The sequence below is a fragment of the Streptomyces sp. NPDC101152 genome (genome assembly GCF_044768275.1).
Taxonomy (GTDB): Bacteria; Actinomycetota; Actinomycetes; order Streptomycetales; family Streptomycetaceae; genus Streptomyces.
In genome coordinates this window covers 280514-296048 of the sequence record NZ_JBIWPO010000008.1, presented here as the reverse complement: position 1 = coordinate 296048, position 15535 = coordinate 280514, and the positions used below count along the sequence as shown (strand labels likewise).

Sequence of the window (15535 nt, the reverse complement as noted above, 5' to 3'; positions counted from 1 at the left end):
CTGCCCGGCCGAACGCAAGCATCATACGAAGCCTGCCCGACCCCAACTCCACCAACCAGAAAGACACTTAGTCGCGACAGTCTACTAGTGCCGCGGTACTAGTCCGGCAGGACCAGTACCAGGGCGCCCCCGGTGTGGCCCGCCTCGGCGAGTTCGTGGGCCTTGGCCGCCTCCGCGAAGGGCAGCGCCGCCCTGACGTGGACGCGGATGCGGCCGCTCGCGAGGAGCGGGGCGATCCGGGCGAGGCGCTCGCCGGAGGGTGCCGCCTGGACGAGCGCGAAGCGCATGCCGCGGGCCTCGACGTCCTCCGGCGAAAGGCCCAGGTCGCCGGGGACCGCGGAGACCAGCAGGCCGTTCGGGCGGAGGGTGACGAGGGTACGCGGGCCGAAGTCGCCACCGATCAGGTCGAGGGCCACGTCGACGTCGTACACGGCTTCGGTGAAGTCGGCGGTGGTGGGGTCGATCAGTTCGTCGGCGCCCGACTCGCGCAGGAAGGCGTGCCGGTCGGCGGGGGCGGTGCCGATGACGTGGGCGCCCTCCGCCCGGGCCAGTTGCACCGCAGCGTGCCCCACGCCGCCGGCCGCCGCGTGGATCAGCACCCGGGTCCCGGGGCCCACGTGGCCGACCTCGATCAGGGCCTGCCAGGCCGTGAGCGTGGCTGTCGGGGCGGCGGCCGCGTGGGTGTGGTCGAGGGCGGCGGGCTTCGGGGCGAGGTGGGCGGCCGATGCGGTGACGTGGGTGGCGTACGCTCCGGCGTCGATCCTGCCGAAGACCTCGTCGCCGGGGCGGAAACGGGTGACGTCCGCGCCGGTCGCCGCCACCACGCCGGAGAGGTCGTGGCCCAGGACGAACGGGGGGCCGCCGTACAGCGGGGCCGTCCCGGAACGCGCCGGCGGGTCGTCCGCGTCGACCGCGACGGCCCGTACCCGCACCAGCACCTCGCCGGGCGCGGGCACCGGACAGGGCCGCTCCTCGATCTCCAGCACCTCGGGCCCGCCGAACCGACGCTGGGTGATCACCTGGATGCGGGGCTGTTCCGTGGTCATCGGGGTCTCCCTTCAGGGCCGCCTTTCTCCATCGTGACGCAGCCGGTCCGGGACGGGCACCGGTGCGGCCGTCGGGCAGCCGTCCGCACCAGCGTCTTCCGCGGAGCCGTCTCAGATAGTAGGAAGTCCGAGTAATTGTGGAGACAGACCGGGCCTCCTCGCTTAGCTTTGTAGAAGCCGAACGTCTCGCTCGACCCAGCGAATGGCGGTCGAGAGCGCGCCCTGTGCAGGCAACCCCTGCGGCTGCGCTCCCCGCCCTCCGGCGTCTCGTAACCCCTTTCCGCACTCCCTGATGTCGAAGGAGTCGATTCACCATGGCCGAGACGACCGCACGCCGCCGAGTCCGTCACCTCTCCCGCACGAGCGAGTCCGACCGCAAGAACGCCGCAGCCGCCCTCCAGCGCGCCCTGGACCGCAGGGACAACGGCGGTTCGACGGGCCACTGAGCGGAAATACCACTCAAGCCGGGAGCCGCACCCTCCCCCACTCTCGACTTCGCTCGAGCGGGAGGGACCCCCAAGGGGTGCGGCGCGGGCTCATGTCCCGCGCCGCACCTCGAAGTGATCGACGCGCGCACTGCTCTGCGCCAGCGCCGACACCCTGAGCACCGGCCGCGTGCCGCCCTCCGCCTCCACGGACAGCAGTGAGAACCCCCGGTAGCGCACCCGCGACCACTCCACGGTCTCCGGCTGCCGGGCCTGCGCCTTCGTCCAGCCGAAGGTCGGCACCGGGTCGTGGCGCGTCACCCGACCCTCGTAGCTCTCCGGCACGCCCGCGGGGAAGCCGTACAGATCCCGGCCGCCGCCCCCCGCCGTGACGTACACGGTCCCGTCCTTGGTCGGGTCCGTGGACGCGCCGATCGGGACCGCCCTGCCCACCTCGCCGCGCCGGATCGCGTCCGTCCGCTCGTACACGTGGTTGTGGCCGTTGATCACCAGGTCCACCTGGTGCCGGTCGAACAGCGGCAGCCACTCGGCGCGCACCCCGCCGTCGGAGGCGTGCGAGGACGTCGAGTACGCGCAGTGGTGGAAGAACACGACGACGAAGTCCACGGTCCTGCTCGCGCGCAGCTCGGTCAGCTTGTCGTCCAGCCACCGCGTCTGCTTCCCGCCGGTGTGGCCGAGGTTGGCGGGGATCTCGTACGACACGTCGTTCGCGTCCAGCGCCACGAAGCCGACGTTGCCGTAGGTGAACGCGTACACCCCCGGCGCTGTCCGCGCGTCGAAGCCGGTCTCCGGCAGGGACCAGCGGGCCAGCTGGCCGCCGTAGCCGTCCGGGGAGTACCAGGCCTCCATGTCGTGGTTGCCGGTCGTCACCATCCAGGGGACCGTCCGCGCGACCGGCTCGTTCTGCCGGAGGAACCGGTCCCAGGCGGCGGGGTCGTAGCCGTCCGACGTCCTGCCCTGGCCGCCGGTGTCGGCGTAGCAGATGTCGCCGGCGTGGAGGTGGAAGGCGGGCCGACGGCGCAGGAGGAGCCGGTCGTTGGCCGCCGCCGCATGGCTGACGCCCTGGTCGCCGAAGGCCGTGAAGACGAACCGCTCGGGCCTGGCGGGCGCGGTGCGGAAGGCGGCGATCGTCGAGCGGTGGGCAGGGTCGGCCGGGTCGAAGCCGTCGTGGCCGACGCCGTAGTAGTAGGTCGTGCCGGGGCTCAACCGGTCGAGGGCCGCGTGCAGGTAGTACTGCTGCAGCGCCGGTCGCCCGCCTGGGAGGGGCGGGGTGTGCAGGCCGCGGACCTCGGCCTCGATCCGGTGGCCCAGGTCGTCGGGTCTCGCGCCGACGCGGACGTACGGCCTGCGCACCGCGAGCGGTACCTGCCAGGACACCCGCATCTGCGTCCTCGGGTCGGCGCCGAAGGCGAGGTGGCGGCCGAAGGGGGCGACGAAGGAGCCGTGCACGGCCGGGGCCGAGGGCGTGGGGGACGTTCCGCGCGCTCCCGATCCGCCGTCGCAGCCGCTCAGCAGCCCGCCGGCCGCCACCGCGCCCGCCGTCACCAGAGTGCGGCGGGGCATCAGCTTCGTCCGCAGGTACTCGTGCTGCTCGGCCATGCTCATCCGACGCGCGAGCCGGGGCGGGATGCCGAAGTCCGGTAGGTCCATGGTGGGCAACTTCCCAGCGAATGCCAACGGCCGCCAGGGGCAAGGGTGAAGGCTTGGTGACGGGGCGGCGCTCCGCCCGCTGCGGCTGTCCGCATGACGGACAGGCCATGTCATCCCATGGGACGAGGGGTAGGGTACCGACATGTCTCGCAGCATCAATCTCGCAGTGATCCCCGGTGACGGCATCGGCCAGGAGGTCGTGGCCGAAGGTCTGAAGGTCCTCTCCGCCGTCCTTCCGCAGGATGTGAAGCTGGAGACCCAGGACTACGACTTCGGCGCGAGGCGCTACCACGCCACCGGTGAGACCCTCACCGACGCCGACCTCGAGTCCCTCAAGAAGCACGACGCGATCCTGCTGGGCGCCATCGGCGACCCGTCGGTCCCGTCCGGTGTGCTGGAGCGCGGCTTCCTGCTCAAGCTCCGCTTCGCCTTCGACCACCACGTCAACCTGCGGCCGTCGAAGCTGCTCCCTGGGGTCGACACGCCCCTGAAGGGCGAGCCGGCCATCGACTTCGTGGTCGTCCGCGAGGGCACCGAGGGCCCCTATACGGGCAACGGCGGCACCATCCGCAAGGGCACCGAGCACGAGGTCGCCACCGAGGTCTCCGTGAACACGGCCTTCGGTGTCGCGCGGGTCGTCCGGGACGCCTTCGCCCGCGCCCAGGCCCGTCCGCGCAAGAAGCTCACGCTGGTCCACAAGAACAACGTGCTGACCTTCGCCGGACACCTGTGGACGAACACCTTCAACAAGGTGGCCGAGGAGTTCCCCGAGGTCACCACCGACTACATCCACGTCGACGCGGCGACGATCTACCTCGTCACCGACCCGGCCCGCTTCGACGTGATCGTCACCGACAACCTCTTCGGCGACATCATCACCGACCTCGCCGCGGCCGTCTCCGGCGGCATCGGCGTGGCCGCCTCCGGCAACATCAACCCGTCCGGAGAGTTCCCGTCGATGTTCGAGCCCGTCCACGGCTCGGCCCCGGACATCGCCGGCCAGGGCAAGGCAGACCCCACCGCCACGGTCCTGTCCGTCGCCCTGCTCCTGCGTCACCTCGGCTACGAGGCCGAGGCCGCCCGGATCGACGAGGCGGTCTCCGCCGACCTCGCCGAGCGCACCGGCAAGCCCGCCCGCTCCACGTCGGAGATCGGCGACGCGCTGGCCGTACGAGTAGCCGGCTGACCCCCCGCCGCTTCTCGCAAGCCTCTCGAAGCCGCCGGGTCGCATCCGCACCCGGCGGCTTTCGCTATGTCCCCGCCGGGTGCCACCATCATCCCTGGGTCGCGTTTCACGCCGTTTTCGTCCACGGATCCCGCTTGAGATAATCGAACGTGGAGCCGCGGAATGAGGGAATGCTCGGACGTCCTAGCACTGGCCACTGACAGTCACGGATGTGAGCGCGGCCCGTCACACACAACCGGTGAAGGACAACCACTCATGACGACGCCCACGATCGAACTCAAGCCCTCCGCCAGCCCGCTCGCCGTCGCCGAGCGCGAGGCGATCCTGGCGAACCCCGGGTTCGGCCGCCACTTCACCGACCACATGGTGACGATCAAGTGGACCGAGGGCCGGGGCTGGCACGACGGCCAACTGGTCCCGTACGCCCCGCTCTCCCTCGACCCGGCGACCACGGTCCTGCACTACGCGCAGGAGATCTTCGAGGGCCTCAAGGCCTACCGCCAGCCCGACGGCTCGGTCGCCACCTTCCGCCCGGAGAAGAACGCCGAGCGCTTCCAGCGCTCCGCGCACCGCCTCGGCATGCCCGAGCTGCCGGTCGAGACGTTCATCGAGGCCTGTGACGTCCTGGTCCAGCAGGACAACGCCTGGGTGCCCCCGCACGGCGGCGAGGAGTCCCTCTACCTGCGCCCCTTCATGATCGCCACCGAGGTCGGCCTGGGCGTCAAGCCCGCCAACGAGTACCTCTTCCTGGTCATCGCGTCCCCCGCCGGCGCCTACTTCGCCGGCGGCGTCAAGCCCGTCACCATCTGGCTCTCCGAGAACCGCGTCCGCGCGGTCCCCGGCGGCACCGGCGACGCCAAGACCGGCGGCAACTACGCGGCCTCCCTGCTCGCCCAGGCCGAGGCCGCCGCCAAGGGCTGCGACCAGGTCTGCTACCTCGACGCGGTCGAGCACAAGTGGGTCGAGGAACTCGGCGGGATGAACCTGTACTTCGTGTACGGGAACAAGATCATCACGCCGAGCCTGACCGGCTCCATCCTGGAGGGCGTCACCCGCGACTCCCTGCTCGCCGTCGCCCGCGACCTCGGCTACGAGGCCGAGGAGGGCCGCGTCTCCATCGACCAGTGGCAGACCGACGCCGAGAACGGCACCCTCACCGAGGTCTTCGCCTGCGGCACGGCGGCGGTCATCACCCCCGTCGGTACGGTCAAGCGCGAGGGCGCCGAGTGGCAGCAGGTGGCCGGCGAACCCGGTGCGGTCACCATGCGGCTGCGCGAGGCCCTGCTCGACATCCAGCGCGGCACCGCCGAGGACAAGCACGGCTGGATGCACCGCCTCGGCTGAGCGGGCCTGACCACATCAGATGCGGTTCCACCGCGCTTCTGAAGGGGCGCGGTGGAACCGCGCGACCGGCCACGACGGACCGGCCGCCGGTTCCGCGCGTATCGCCTCCCTCGTGCGGGTATCCACTGATTCCGCGGTCCACGGGGGACACGGGGGAGGAGAGCGCGGTGAGCGGCGGGCCGATACCGAGACTGCGGTGGCTGATGCGGGCGTTACGCACCCCGCGCCGGCCGCAGAGCCTCACGGCGCTGGTGCTGCTCGCGGCCGTTGCGGGGCTGCTGCTGTGGCGGGCCCATGGCATGGACAGCTACGGCGAGAACCTCGCCCTCAACCTGGGCACGGACCTGTTCGGCGTGGTCATCACCGTCTTCGTGATCGGCCCGCTCATCTCCCGTGCCCAGGAGGGCCGGGTGCGCGAGCACACCCGCCTGGACTACGAGTGGTTCGCGGCGCAGGTGTACGGCTCCACGTCCAACGTGAAGGTGCTGGACACCTTCTCCAACCTGTTCGGACCGCAGTTCTCCGAGCGGCTCTTCCGCGGTGTCCGCTCCGCGACCGCGCACGGCGCCCGCGTGCAGATCCTGCTGCTCGACCCCGACTCCCTCGCGGTGATCCTGCGCGGTCGTGAACTCGGCGAGCAGAGCGCCGACATCCGGCGCGACATCATGCGGAACCTGCGCACCCTCGACCACTTCGCCGGGCGGCTCGACGAGCACTCCCGCAACCTGCTCGAGGTACGCCTCTGCTCCACCTCGCCCGGCGTCACCCTCTACCGCTGGGACGAGCGCTGCCTGGTCTCCTTCCTCACCGTCGGCCGGCTCTCCGGCGAGGGCGTCCAGTTGGAGGTCGCGGTCCGCTCCCCGCTCGGCACCTTCGTCGAGCAGCGGTTCGACGAGCTGTGGCAGCAGGGCAAGCCGATGGAACGGTTCACCCGACTGCCGGTCACCCTGGTCGACGCGGCCGACGGCCGCCGGGAGTTCAGCTGCCGGTTCGTCTTCGTCGACGACCGTCTGTACGTCGAGGCGCCCGACCTCGTCACCTACCTCGCCCGGCGCCGCCTCGACCAACTCTCCGCCCACAGCGAGGCGCTGAGCCGGGCCGAGGCCCACGAGGTGATCGTCGTCGACGACCGCAGTGAGCTGCACGAGCGGCTCATCCAGCACTTCGCGGAGAAGTACGATGCGCAGGCGGCCGCCTTCGTCGAGTTGCGGCCGCCTACGGTCCTGGTCACGGAATAGAGGGCCCCGGCACCATGAGTTCAGCGCACCACCCACGTTTTCGCGCCTTCACGCCCCGTGACCTGGACGGCCTGCTGCAGCGCGTGCCCCTGACGGCGGATCAGCGGCTCGCGCTGCGCGCGGTGTCGGCGGTCCTGCCGTTCCGTACGAACGCCTACGTCGTCGACGAGGTCATCGACTGGTCGGCCGTGCCCGAGGACCCGATCTTCCGGCTCACCTTCCCGCAGGCCGGCATGCTGCCCGCGCCCGACCTGCGCCGGATGACCGGGCTGCTGGTCCGTGAGGCGCCCAGGGGCGAGGTGCTGCGGGCGGCGCACGAGATCCGGATGCGGCTCAACCCCCACCCCTCCGGCCAGTTGGACGCCAACGTGCCGGTGCACGAGGGGCGGCGGCTGACCGGGCTGCAGCACAAGTACCCGGAGACGGTGCTGGTCTTCCCGCGCCAGGGCCAGACCTGCCACGCCTACTGCACGTACTGCTTCCGCTGGCCGCAGTTCGTCGGCGAGGCCGACCTGCGCATCGCGACGGACGACATCGAGGCCACGTCCGCCTACCTCCGCGCCCACCCCGAGGTCACCGGCACCCTCGTCACGGGCGGCGACCCGCTGGTGATGAGCACGGAGGTGCTGCGGCGGTACGTGGAGCCGCTGCTGGAGATCGACACGGTCCGCTCGGTCCGTCTGGGCACCAAGTCCCTCGCCTTCTGGCCGTACCGCTTCACCACCGACCGTGACGCCGACGACCTGCTGCGCCTGTTCGAGAAGGTCGTCGCGAGCGGCCGGCACCTCGCGCTGATGGCCCACTTCACGCATCCGCAGGAACTGCGGCCCGCCGTCGTACGGGAGGCCATGCGGCGCGTGCGCGACACCGGCGCGGTGATCCGCTGCCAGGGTCCGCTGGTGGCCGGCATCAACGACAGCGCGGAGGCATGGGCCGAGCTGTGGGACGAGACCACCACGCTGGGGGCGGTGCCGTACTACCAGTTCGTGGAGCGGGACACCGGTCCGCAGGGCTACTTCGGCGTCCCCCTGTACCGCGGCCACCAGATCTTCCGGGACGCCTACGCCCGCGTCTCCGGCCTGGCCCGTACCGTCCGCGGTCCGGTCATGTCGGCGATGCCGGGCAAGGTCTGCGTGGACGGTGTGGCGGAGGTGGCCGGCGAGAAGGTCTTCGTCCTGCACCTCATCCAGGCCCGCGACCCGGACCTCGTGGACCGGCCGTTCTTCGCGGCCTACGACGAGGGCGCGACCTGGTTCACCGACCTGAAGCCGGCGTTCGGGGCGAGCCGGTTCCTGCCGGGGCTTGAGGCGGGCTGAGGGCACCGCCGTCCGGCTTTGTTTGAGTGACGCTCAACACGCTGCCTCGCTGCTTCTGTCCCCGCTCTTCTCCACACGACACCTCTCCTTTAGAGTGACGCTCGAAAGGAGGGACCGGCATGCGACTCACCCCCACGGAACGCGACCGGCTGCTGCTGTTCGGGGCCGCCGAGCTGGCCCGCGCCAGAAGGGCCCGCGGGCTCAGGCTCAACGTGCCCGAGGCGACCGCGCTGATCGCCGACACGGTGTGCGAGGCCGCCCGCGACGGCGCCAGGCTCGCCGAGGCGATCGAACGCGCCCGGTCCGTCCTCGGCCCGGACGACGTGCTGCCCGGCGTCGCCGACATCGTCACCGAGGTGCACGTCGAGGCCGTCTTCGACGACGGTTCGCGGCTCGCGGTGGTCGGCGACCCGATCGGCGGCGGCCTCGGCGACGCGGCGCCGGGCGCCCTGCTGCCGGGGCCCGAGCACACCGACCCGGAGGCGGTCGTGCGGCTCACCGTCACCAACACCGCGACCGTGCCGGTCTCCGTCACCTCCCACTTCCACTTCTTCGAGGCCAACCCGCGCCTCGACTTCCCGCGCGCCGAGGCCTACGGCATGCGGCTCGCCGTGCCCGCCGGGTCGTCGGTGCGGTTCGCCCCGGGCCAGTCGCTGGAGGTCGGCCTCGTCCCGATCGGCGGCGCCCGCGTCGCCATCGGCTTCGCCGGACTGGTCGACGGCCCCCTGGACGCGCCCGGCGCCCGCGAGGAGGCGTTGCGGCGTGCCGCCGCCTGCGGCTACCGCGGGGTCCGTGACGAGGAGGTGGTCCGATGAGCCGTCCCGGAGGCCACCCCGCCGAGGCCCGGCACCTCACCCCGTACGAGTACGCCGCCACCCACGGGCCCCGTGCCGGCGACCGGATACGGCTCGGTGACTCCGGCCTGACCGTGCGGGTCGAGTCGGACTCCCAGCGCTACGGCGACGAGTTCCTCGCCGGGTTCGGGAAGACCGCCCGCGACGGGCTGCACCTCAAGGCCGCCGCCGTGCGGGAGACGTGTGACGTCGTCATCAGCAACGTCGTCGTCATCGACGCCGTGCAGGGGATCCGCAAGGTGTCGATCGGGATCCGGGAGGGGCGGATATCGGCCATCGGACGGGCCGGGAACCCGGACACCCTCGACGGGGTGGACGTCGTGGTCGGCACGGGCACGTCCATCGTGTCCGGCGAGGGGCTGATCGCCACCGCGGGGGCCGTGGACACCCACGTCCACCTGCTGTCGCCACGGATCATGGAGGCTTCCCTCGCCTCCGGTGTCACCACGATCATCGGGCAGGAGTTCGGGCCGGTGTGGGGCGTCGGGGTCAACTCGCCGTGGGCGCTGCGGCACGCGTTCAACGCCTTCGACGCCTGGCCGGTCAACATCGGCTTCCTGGGCCGGGGTTCGTCGTCCGAGCCGGCCCCGCTGATCGAGGCGCTGGCCGAGGGCGGCGCGAGCGGCTTCAAGGTGCACGAGGACATGGGCGCCCACACCCGGGCGCTGGACACGGCCCTGCGGGTCGCCGAGGAGCACGACGTCCAAGTGGCCCTGCACAGCGACGGGTTGAACGAGTGCCTGTCGGTGGAGGACACCCTGGCCGTCCTCGAGGGCCGTACCATCCACGCCTTCCACATAGAGGGCTGTGGCGGCGGACACGTCCCCAACGTCCTGAAGATGGCCGGGGTCGCCAACGTCATCGGCTCCTCCACCAACCCCACCCTGCCCTTCGGCCGGGACGCCGTCGCCGAGCACTACGGCATGATCGTCTCCGTCCACGACCTCAAGCCCGACCTGCCCGGCGACGCCGCCATGGCCCGTGACCGCATCCGTGCCCAGACCATGGGCGCCGAGGACGTGCTGCACGACCTGGGCGCGATCGGCATCACCTCGTCCGACGCGCAGGGCATGGGCCGGGCCGGCGAGACGGTGCGCCGCACCCTCGCGATGGCCGGGAAGATGAAGGCCGAGTTCGGCGCCCCGGACGAGCACGACAACGAGCGTGTCCTGCGCTACCTCGCCAAGCTGACCATCAACCCCGCCATCGCGCACGGCCTCTCGCACGAGGTCGGCTCGATCGAGGTCGGCAAGCTCGCCGACATCGTGCTGTGGCGCCCGGAGTACTTCGGCGCGAAACCGCAACTGGTGCTGAAGGCGGGCTTCCCGGCGTACGGCGTCGTCGGCGACCCGAACGCGGCCACCGACACCTGCGAACCCCTGGTCCTGGGACCGCAGTTCGGGGCCCACGGCGCCACGCCCGCCGACCTCTCCGTGGCGTTCGTCGCGCAGGCCGCCCTGGACCAGGGAGGCGACCGCCTGCCGACCCGGCGGCGCAGGGTCGCCGTCCGCGGCACCCGCGGGATCGGCCCCGCCGACCTGCGGCTCAACTCCCGTACCGGAGCCGTCGACGTCGACCGGCGGACGGGTCTGGTCACCCTCGACGGAGAGCCGATCCGCTCCGAGCCCGCCGACTCCGTCTCCCTCAACCGCCTGTACTTCCTCTAAGGACCCCGGACATGAGCACACCCGCCGCCGACGGTTTCCGCATGCCCGCCGAATGGACCCCGCACGAGCGCACCTGGATGGCCTGGCCGGGACCCAACCCCACCTTCGACGACCCGGACGACCTCCGCGCCGCCCGCATCGCCTGGGCCTCCGTCGCCCGCGCGGTCCTCCGGTTCGAGCCGGTGACGGTGGTGTGCGGCCCCGGTCAGTCGGCGGCGGCGCAGGCGCTGCTCGGCCCCGGCGTCGACACCGTCGAGCGCGAGCTCGACGACGCGTGGATGCGGGACATCGGGCCGACCTTCCTCACCGACGGCCGTGAACTGGCCGCCGTGGACTGGAGGTTCAACGGCTGGGGCGCCCAGCACTGGGCCCGCTGGGAGCACGACGCGAAGATCGCCGCGTACGTCGGCGACCTCGCGGGCGCGAGGACGTACGCCTCCGTGCTGGTGAACGAGGGCGGGGCGATCCATGTCGACGGCGAGGGCACCGTCCTGCTGACGGAGACGGTCCAGCTCGGTCCTGAGCGCAATCCGGGGTGGACGCGGGAGGAGGTCGAGGCGGAGATCCACGCCCACCTCGGCACCCGCAAGGCCATCTGGCTGCCGCGCGGTCTGACCGGCGACTACCCTCCGTACGGCTACGGGACCCTGGGCCATGTCGACATCGTGGCCGCCTTCGCCCGCCCCGGCGTCGTGGTCGCGCACTCCCAGCCCGACCCGGCGCACCCCGACCACGAGGTGAGCAAGGAGATCATCGGGCTCCTGAAGGCGCAGACGGACGCGCGGGGCCGACGGCTCGAGGTCGTCGAGGTGCCCGCCCCCACCGCCTTGGAGGCCGACGGCCACTGGGCCGACTACTCCTACATCAACCACTATCTCTGCAACGGCGGTGTCGTGCTCTGCGCCTTCGATGACCCGCGGGACGAGATCGCGGCCGGCATCTTCCGCCGGCTGTTCCCCGAGCGGACGGTGACGCTGGTCGACGCCCGTACGATCTTCTCCGGCGGCGGTGGCATCCACTGCATCACTCAGCAGCAACCGAAGATCTAGGAGCAGCGCATGGCCGGTGGGCGCAGACAGGCGCCGCCCCGCGAGGACGTCCTCGCGGCGGCCATGGACATGATCGCCGAGCTCGGTCTGGAGAAGCTGACCATGGCGGCCCTCGGCCGTGCGGTCGGTATGAGCAGCGGGCACCTGGTCTACTACTTCCGCACCAAGGACGAACTGCTGCTGCGCACCCTGGAGTGGAGCGAGGGCCGGCTCGGCGTCGAGCGCGGGCGCCTGCTGGGCCGTACCGGCACGGTCCGCGAGCGGATCGACGCCTATGTGGATCTCTACGTTCCCGACGGGCACCGCGACCCGCACTGGATCCTGTGGCTGGAGGTGTGGAACCGCTCGCGGAACGCCGACGACGACGCCCGCGACCGGCAGGCCGCGATCGAGGGCGTCTGGCACCGCGACCTGGTGGCGCTGATCGCGGAAGGGGTGTCGAAGGGCGAGTTCCGGCCGGTCGACCCCGACCGCTGTGCCACCCGGCTGCGGGCGTTGCTCGACGGTTTCTCCCTGCAGGTGGCCGTCGGCCTGCGGGGCTGGGACCGGGCGCGGGTCCTCGGCCACGTACGGGAGTTCCTGGACGAGAGCCTCCGCGCGGACGCTTGACCTTCCGCCCGAGTTGTACGCAGTACGGCGGATTGACCCTGTGGTGGCCGGTGCGTTTGCCTTCGGGGGAGCCCTCGGCGCGGGGCCGGGGGTGGCGCGTCAACGGGGACCACAGGGGGGACCATGTCCACAGCCGCCGCATGTCACAGACCGGCCGCCTTCGTCCTGGGCGCGGCGCTGGTGCTCGCGCTCACCGCGACCACGGCGTCCGCGACACCGCACCACGCACCGCGCGTCCAGCGGGTCAGCACCGCCGCCGACGGCACCCAGGCCGACGGGCCGTCGGACGACTCCGCGATCAGCGCCGACCGCCGCCATGTGACGTTCGTGTCGACCGCGCCGAACCTCGGCTGCGCGGAGTTCCACCCGTGCCTGCTCGTGAAGGACCTGCCCGGCGGCGGGCTCACCCGGATCGACCTCGGTCCCGGCTATCTGTACTCCTCGCCGATGCCGAGCGCCGACGGGAGCCGCGTCGGCTACTCCGCCGGGACCCGGTTCCTGGTCCCTTACCTGTACGACCGCGCCACCGGCCGCTCCGAGCGGCTGTGGCCGCAGAACCCGCCCGGCTTCAACGAGATGGGCCGCGTGCAGTCGATCAGCCCCGACGGCAGGCACGTCGCGTACACCATCGGCAACCGCCACGGCTCCCAGGCCTTCCGGCTGGTGTACGTACGGGACACGGTCACCGGCACCGACGTACTGGTCTCACCACCCGGGGAGGGCGCGAAGCCGGCGGCCTCGGTGAGCGGCGACGGAGAGCGGGTCGCCTACCAACTCGAGGGCAGCGAACAGGACCCGGCCGACATCTTCGTCAAGGACCTGGTGACGGGCGAGCGCGTCCAGGCCGACACGGGACTCGGCGCGGCCGAGCTGGTCCGGATCACCGCGAACGGCCGCCGTGTCCTGTTCAACGCCGAGAACGGGGTGTACGTCCACGACCTGCGCACCGGTGTGTCCCGGCGGGTGGCCGAGGGGCGCGCGTACGCGGCCACGGCGGACGGCCGGTACGCCCTCGTGGCGGGCGCCGACGGCCTGCGCGTCCACGACCTGCGGACGGGCCGGCTCGGCGCCGTCCTCCCGGCAGACGCCCAGGCGGGCCCGGACTCCCTGGCCGGCGGCAGGCCGGCGGTGGTGTTCGGTTCGGCGGAGTCCGACCTGGTGCCGGGTGACACGAACGGGGTGACGGACGTCTTCGTCCAGCGCATCCCCTGACCGAATCCTGAGACGACGGGTCGCACGGGGGTGGCTTGTGCCAAACTGCCTCCGTGCTCTCGTTCGCCACGATTATTGGCAGCAGGCGCGCCGGTCCGCAGTGACCGCCACGTACGACCAGGTACGGGCGGACACCGTCGTCCTCGACCCGCGCGCAGACCTCTCGCACCCGCGAGAGGTTTTTCGCTTTTCTGGCCCACCTTCAGCCGGAGGCACAGCGCGAGGGATCATTGGGGGACGGTGGAGCCGGTCATTCCGGTACAGACCGAGATCCAAAACAGGAGCCTTGACACCATGACCGAAACCAGCGAGCTCGACGATTCGTTCCACGTCTTCGACACCACCCTGCGCGACGGCGCGCAGCGCGAGGGCATCAACCTCACCGTCGCCGACAAGCTCGCGATCGCACGGCACCTGGACGACTTCGGCGTGGGCTTCATCGAGGGCGGCTGGCCCGGCGCCAACCCACGCGACACCGAGTTCTTCGCCCGCGCCCGCCAGGAGATCGACTTCCGGCACGCCCAGCTCGTCGCCTTCGGCGCGACCCGCCGCGCCGGCGCCAAGGCGAGCGAGGACCCGCAGGTCAAGGCGCTCCTGGACTCGGGCGCCGAGGTGATCACGCTGGTCGCCAAGTCCCACGACCGCCATGTGGAACTCGCCCTGCGCACCACCCTCGACGAGAACCTCGAGATGGTCCGCGACACGGTGTCCTACCTCGCCTCGCAGGGGCGCCGCGTTTTCGTCGACTGCGAGCACTTCTTCGACGGCTACCGCGCCGACCCGGAGTACGCGAAGGCGGTCGTCCGCGCGGCCTCCGACGCCGGCGCCTCGGTCGTCATCCTCTGCGACACCAACGGCGGCATGCTCCCGGCGCAGGTCCAGGCCGTGGTCTCCACGGTCCTCGCCGACACCGGCGCCCGGCTCGGCATCCACGCCCAGGACGACACGGGCTGCGCGGTGGCCAACACCCTCGCCGCCGTGGACGCGGGCGCGACCCACGTCCAGTGCACGGCGAACGGCTACGGCGAGCGCGTCGGCAACGCCAACCTGTTCCCGGTCGTCGCCGCCCTGGAACTCAAGTACGGCAAGAAGGTCCTCCCCGAGGGCAGGCTCCGCGAGATGACGCGGATCTCGCACGCCATCGCCGAGGTCGTCAACCTCACCCCCTCCACCCACCAGCCCTACGTCGGCGTCTCGGCCTTCGCCCACAAGGCCGGCCTGCACGCCTCCGCGATCAAGGTCGACCCGGACCTGTACCAGCACATCGACCCCGAGCAGGTCGGCAACACCATGCGCATGCTGGTCTCCGACATGGCCGGCCGCGCCTCGATCGAGCTCAAGGGCAAGGAACTCGGCGTCGACCTGGGCGGCGACCGCGAGCTGGTGGGCCGCGTCGTGGAACGCGTCAAGGAACGCGAACTCAAGGGTTACACCTACGAGGCGGCCGACGCGTCGTTCGAACTCCTCCTGCGTGCGGAGGTCCAGGGCAAGCCCCTGCGCTACTTCCAGGTCGAGTCCTGGCGGGCGATCGTCGAGGACCGCCCCGACGGCACCCACGCCAACGAGGCCACGGTCAAGCTGTGGGCCAAGAGCGAGCGCATCGTCGCCACCGCGGAGGGCAACGGCCCGGTCAACGCCCTCGACCGGGCCCTGCGGGTGGCGCTCGAGAAGATCTACCCCCAGCTCGCCAAGCTCGACCTCGTCGACTACAAGGTCCGCATCCTCGAGGGCGTCCACGGCACCGAGTCCACCACCCGCGTCCTGATCTCCACCTCCGACGGCTCCGGCGAGTGGTCCACGGTGGGCGTGGCGGAGAACGTCATCGCCGCGTCCTGGCAGGCCCTGGAGGACGCGTACACCTACGGTCTCCTGCGGGCGGGCGTCGAGCCGGCGGAGTAGGCCGGACGCAGGGGTGGTG

13 protein-coding genes are annotated in these 15535 nt (G+C 71.7%); 11 read left to right on the top strand and 2 right to left on the bottom strand.

The features are described 5' to 3' along the window. Positions 1-98 precede the first annotated feature (98 nt). Positions 99-1046, bottom strand: coding sequence for an NADP-dependent oxidoreductase (locus ACIRVK_RS14270; protein ID WP_404246650.1), 948 nt, complete (start codon positions 1044-1046; stop codon positions 99-101). A gap of 314 nt (positions 1047-1360) precedes the next feature. On the opposite strand from ACIRVK_RS14270, the gene ACIRVK_RS14265 reads away from it, so the two are divergent. Continuing rightward, positions 1361-1492, top strand: coding sequence for a hypothetical protein (locus ACIRVK_RS14265; protein ID WP_115905715.1), 132 nt, complete (start codon positions 1361-1363; stop codon positions 1490-1492). Positions 1493-1582: 90 nt separating this feature from the next. Here the strand turns inward: ACIRVK_RS14265 and ACIRVK_RS14260 are convergent, their stop codons facing one another. Next, complete coding sequence (locus ACIRVK_RS14260; protein ID WP_404246648.1) at positions 1583-3142, bottom strand: purple acid phosphatase family protein; 1560 nt, start codon at positions 3140-3142, stop codon at positions 1583-1585. A 142-nt stretch (positions 3143-3284) separates the two neighbouring features. Here ACIRVK_RS14260 and ACIRVK_RS14255 point away from each other — a divergent pair, with 142 nt between their 5' ends. The 10 genes from ACIRVK_RS14255 to cimA all read left to right on the top strand — a co-directional run bounded on the left by ACIRVK_RS14255 (position 3285) and on the right by cimA (position 15516). Then, the gene (locus ACIRVK_RS14255; RefSeq protein WP_404246646.1) at positions 3285-4328 is read left to right on the top strand and encodes a 3-isopropylmalate dehydrogenase; all 1044 of its coding nucleotides are present in this window, start codon (positions 3285-3287) and stop codon (positions 4326-4328) included. Positions 4329-4583: 255 nt separating this feature from the next. Next, complete coding sequence (locus tag ACIRVK_RS14250) at positions 4584-5672, top strand: branched-chain amino acid aminotransferase (RefSeq protein ID WP_404246644.1); 1089 nt, start codon at positions 4584-4586, stop codon at positions 5670-5672. A 167-nt stretch (positions 5673-5839) separates the two neighbouring features. Beyond that, positions 5840-6910, top strand: a complete 1071-nt coding sequence (locus ACIRVK_RS14245) for a hypothetical protein (protein WP_404246642.1) — start codon at positions 5840-5842, stop codon at positions 6908-6910. A 14-nt stretch (positions 6911-6924) separates the two neighbouring features. Next, complete coding sequence (locus ACIRVK_RS14240) at positions 6925-8226, top strand: KamA family radical SAM protein (protein ID WP_404246640.1); 1302 nt, start codon at positions 6925-6927, stop codon at positions 8224-8226. A 119-nt stretch (positions 8227-8345) separates the two neighbouring features. Then, the gene (gene ureA, locus ACIRVK_RS14235; RefSeq protein ID WP_404246638.1) at positions 8346-9041 is read left to right on the top strand and encodes an urease subunit gamma; all 696 of its coding nucleotides are present in this window, start codon (positions 8346-8348) and stop codon (positions 9039-9041) included. After that, positions 9038-10747, top strand: coding sequence for an urease subunit alpha (locus ACIRVK_RS14230; protein ID WP_404246636.1), 1710 nt, complete (start codon positions 9038-9040; stop codon positions 10745-10747). The genes ureA and ACIRVK_RS14230 overlap by 4 nt, the downstream gene beginning before the upstream one ends. 11 nt (positions 10748-10758) lie before the next feature. After that, positions 10759-11796 (top strand): agmatine/peptidylarginine deiminase, encoded by a 1038-nt coding sequence (locus ACIRVK_RS14225; protein WP_404246634.1) that lies wholly within the window; start codon positions 10759-10761, stop codon positions 11794-11796. Positions 11797-11805: 9 nt separating this feature from the next. Then, positions 11806-12405: a TetR/AcrR family transcriptional regulator gene (locus ACIRVK_RS14220; RefSeq protein WP_404246632.1), complete on the top strand. Its 600-nt coding sequence runs from the start codon at positions 11806-11808 to the stop codon at positions 12403-12405. Positions 12406-12528: 123 nt separating this feature from the next. Beyond that, positions 12529-13617, top strand: a complete 1089-nt coding sequence (locus ACIRVK_RS14215; RefSeq protein ID WP_404246630.1) for a hypothetical protein — start codon at positions 12529-12531, stop codon at positions 13615-13617. A 294-nt stretch (positions 13618-13911) separates the two neighbouring features. Then, the gene (gene cimA / locus ACIRVK_RS14210; RefSeq protein WP_404246628.1) at positions 13912-15516 is read left to right on the top strand and encodes a citramalate synthase; all 1605 of its coding nucleotides are present in this window, start codon (positions 13912-13914) and stop codon (positions 15514-15516) included. Positions 15517-15535: the final 19 nt, after the last annotated feature.

Excerpts from the sequence above, each read along its gene's own strand:
- ACIRVK_RS14250 (WP_404246644.1), top strand. The coding sequence starts at position 4,584 with ATGACGACGCCCACGATCGAACTCAAGCCCTCCGCCAGCCCGCTCGCC.
- ACIRVK_RS14265 (WP_115905715.1), top strand. The coding sequence starts at position 1,361 with ATGGCCGAGACGACCGCACGCCGCCGAGTCCGTCACCTCTCCCGCACG.
- ACIRVK_RS14215 (WP_404246630.1), top strand. The coding sequence starts at position 12,529 with ATGTCCACAGCCGCCGCATGTCACAGACCGGCCGCCTTCGTCCTGGGC.
- ACIRVK_RS14225 (WP_404246634.1), top strand. The coding sequence starts at position 10,759 with ATGAGCACACCCGCCGCCGACGGTTTCCGCATGCCCGCCGAATGGACC.
- ACIRVK_RS14270 (WP_404246650.1), bottom strand. The coding sequence starts at position 1,046 with ATGACCACGGAACAGCCCCGCATCCAGGTGATCACCCAGCGTCGGTTC.
- cimA (WP_404246628.1), top strand. The coding sequence starts at position 13,912 with ATGACCGAAACCAGCGAGCTCGACGATTCGTTCCACGTCTTCGACACC.
- ACIRVK_RS14220 (WP_404246632.1), top strand. The coding sequence starts at position 11,806 with ATGGCCGGTGGGCGCAGACAGGCGCCGCCCCGCGAGGACGTCCTCGCG.
- ACIRVK_RS14255 (WP_404246646.1), top strand. The coding sequence starts at position 3,285 with ATGTCTCGCAGCATCAATCTCGCAGTGATCCCCGGTGACGGCATCGGC.
- ACIRVK_RS14230 (WP_404246636.1), top strand. The coding sequence starts at position 9,038 with ATGAGCCGTCCCGGAGGCCACCCCGCCGAGGCCCGGCACCTCACCCCG.
- ACIRVK_RS14260 (WP_404246648.1), bottom strand. The coding sequence starts at position 3,142 with ATGGACCTACCGGACTTCGGCATCCCGCCCCGGCTCGCGCGTCGGATG.
- ACIRVK_RS14240 (WP_404246640.1), top strand. The coding sequence starts at position 6,925 with ATGAGTTCAGCGCACCACCCACGTTTTCGCGCCTTCACGCCCCGTGAC.
- ureA (WP_404246638.1), top strand. The coding sequence starts at position 8,346 with ATGCGACTCACCCCCACGGAACGCGACCGGCTGCTGCTGTTCGGGGCC.